General features: G+C 33.2%; 2 protein-coding genes. Both read left to right on the forward strand.

Annotated elements, in window-relative coordinates:
* The first annotated feature begins 205 nt into the window (after positions 1–205).
* Positions 206–1,003 carry a Swt1 family HEPN domain-containing protein gene (locus tag FN808_RS18705; RefSeq protein WP_142716144.1) on the forward strand — a complete coding sequence of 266 codons (798 nt, stop codon included), beginning with the start codon at positions 206–208 and terminating at the stop codon, positions 1,001–1,003.
* Between the two features lie 160 nt (positions 1,004–1,163).
* The gene (locus FN808_RS18710; protein ID WP_142716145.1) at positions 1,164–2,567 is read left to right on the forward strand and encodes a KAP family P-loop NTPase fold protein; all 1,404 of its coding nucleotides are present in this window, start codon (positions 1,164–1,166) and stop codon (positions 2,565–2,567) included.
* Positions 2,568–2,623: the final 56 nt, after the last annotated feature.

Below are 2,623 nucleotides of genomic sequence, written 5' to 3' on the forward strand. Positions count from 1 at the left end.
ACGTCTCGCGACTTTTAACAAACTCCGTGTTTGATAAGGCTGGTTGCCCATAGATCATTCGGTGCCTTAACAAGGCGTTTCAAGCGGACGCAGCCGTGGCTTCTTCCGAATTCTTGCTTATGTGTGGTCAATTGCGTTGCTTGCAATAAAAACGTTGGCCCTACGCCGCTTAAACGCGGGGTCGTTAGGTAAACTTTTAGTATTTATGGATATATCAGAGTCATTAAAGAATGCAGAGAATTCCCTCCGAGACTTTATTACATATATCTTGCAAGAAGAAAAAGGTAATGACTGGATAAAAAAATGTGGTGTTTCAGATGATAGAATAGATAAATGGGAAGAACGACGTGAAATAGAGAGAAAGAAATTTGATGATACGGCTTTAGAAACTAGACTAATTTACTACGCTGATTTTTACGATCTAAAGACAATTTTAAAGTCCAACTGGAGTGGTGAGTTTTCAACAGCATTTGGAAAATGGAAAACAATGGAAGTTTTTTTAAACGAGCTTGAAAAATATCGGAATCCTGAAGCTCATCGTCGTGAGCTTTTATCTCATCAAAAACATCTTGTTGTAGGAATTTGTGAAGAAATAAGAAATAAAATCGTAAGATATCGGAGTATGAAAGAAGAAAAGACTAGTGATGATTTCTACCCAAGAATAGAAAAGGTATCTGACAATTTAGGAAATATATGGACACCAGATGCTAACACTACGCGCATCAATACCGAATGTAAACTTCAAGTTGGTGACAAATTAACTTTTTTAGTAGCCGCAACTGATCCACTAGGAGATGAAATTGAATATAGACTAAGAGAATTTGCAGGCAATACTTTCCAAGAATGGACAAATGAGAATGAATTTGAACTTATCATCGAGAAAAGTCATGTTGGAAGAAATTTATCTCTTCAAATACAAATAAGAAGCCCCCGTGATTTTAAAGCACATTATAACCATGATGATTCAATACAATTTGTTTATGAAGTACTTCCTCCCTTATAAATTTCATTAAAGTTTACCTAACCCGCGCATTAAGGGAACGCACCTCGCCTATCCTTTGTCACTCTTGGTTTTACGTCTCTTCTTTCTTTAGTTGCTAATTCAACATCAATCCGTGCGCACCTTATGCGCCATGTCGTTAGGTATAAAGTAATTCAAAAATATGAGACTTAAATCAAAAGGGATTGAAGTAGATAAGAAGAATCCATTTGCTAATGATAAGCTTGGGAGAGAAAATAATATAAAAATACTTTCTAGTGTAGTAGATGAAAGCGAAGATTCATTTGTTTTAGCAGTAAATGCTCCTTACGGTCAAGGGAAAACCACCTTTTTAGAAATGTGGAAAGCCTACCTAGAATCTCAAGATTATCCTTGTTTACTTTACAATGCTTGGGAAAACGATTATTCAGATAGTCCTATACTTACACTAATTGCTGAATTTGAAAAACAAATAAAACAGAAAAACTTAAAAGTATCTGAAGGCTCTAAAAAAATATTTGAGAGAGCAAAATCAATAGGCGGTTCTCTTATTAAAACATCTATACCTCTTTCGCTAAGATTACTAACTGGTGGGCTTTTAAATATTTCAAATGAGGATGTCGAAAAAACTATTTCTGAATTATTGGAAAATACAGCAAAAGAGGGAATCGATAATTATGTCCAAGAACAAGATGATATCCGTAAATTCAAAGAGGAACTCTCTGAATTTGTAGCATCTTTGAATGAAGAGCGTGATACTAAATTAGTAATCTTTGTAGATGAATTAGATAGATGTAAACCTTCTTTTGCAGTACACTTGTTAGAAGAAATAAAGCATATTTTCGATATAAAAAATATATACTTTGTACTTGCTGTAGACTCCAAGCAACTTGAGAATTCTCTTAAATCTATCTATGGCCGAGATTTAGACGTAATAGGATATCTTAAAAGATTTATTGATTTAAGATATGAGTTACCTAAAGCTAAACTCGAAGATTTCATAGAACTTCAAATTGATCAATACCAACTCAATAACTTTTTTGAAAAAAGGCAATTCACAAGAATAAAAAATGAGAAGGACTACTTGTTAAATACTGCTGTTTTATTAAGTAGGAGATTTCAGCTTTCTTTAAGAGATCTTGAACATCTATTTAGAAAAGTTGTTCTCGTTTTAAAGACTTCACAACAAAAAGAAAACATTCACCCTCACCTGTTATTGTTTCTAATTGTTGTGAAAGAAAGAGACGAAAATATGTATCAAAAATTTATTAACGGTAAGATTGATGTCGAATCTTTACTCGAATATCTAACAATTGGTTTTGATCAAGAAGAGATGGAGCAATCACTAAGTCATAATCTAAACATAATTAAATCTCTTTTTATATGGTTGCTCAATCCTGACTATCTCGACAAATTCTATAATGAAGAAGGAAAACTGAAAGAGGACTTGCCTCAAGATAAAAGGTATGAGGTTTCAAATATTGAAAGAATGGTACAGTTAAATTCTCGACACATTCACTTTCGGAGAGACAGATTTGAACTAGTAGAAGAGAGTGTAAATCTAACTCTGTCTAGGTTGGTAATTTAAAATCTACTAACTTAGACAAATCATGACACAAAAAGAACTAGATAAACTACAAGAAA

It is taken from the genome of Fodinibius sediminis, assembly GCF_900182555.1.
GTDB classification, from domain to species: Bacteria; Bacteroidota; Rhodothermia; order Balneolales; family Balneolaceae; genus Fodinibius; species Fodinibius sediminis.

What these genes read in the sequence shown, in the direction of transcription:
- FN808_RS18705 (WP_142716144.1), top strand. Translation starts at nt 206, where the DNA reads ATGGATATATCAGAGTCATTAAAGAATGCAGAGAATTCCCTCCGAGAC.
- FN808_RS18710 (WP_142716145.1), top strand. Translation starts at nt 1,164, where the DNA reads ATGAGACTTAAATCAAAAGGGATTGAAGTAGATAAGAAGAATCCATTT.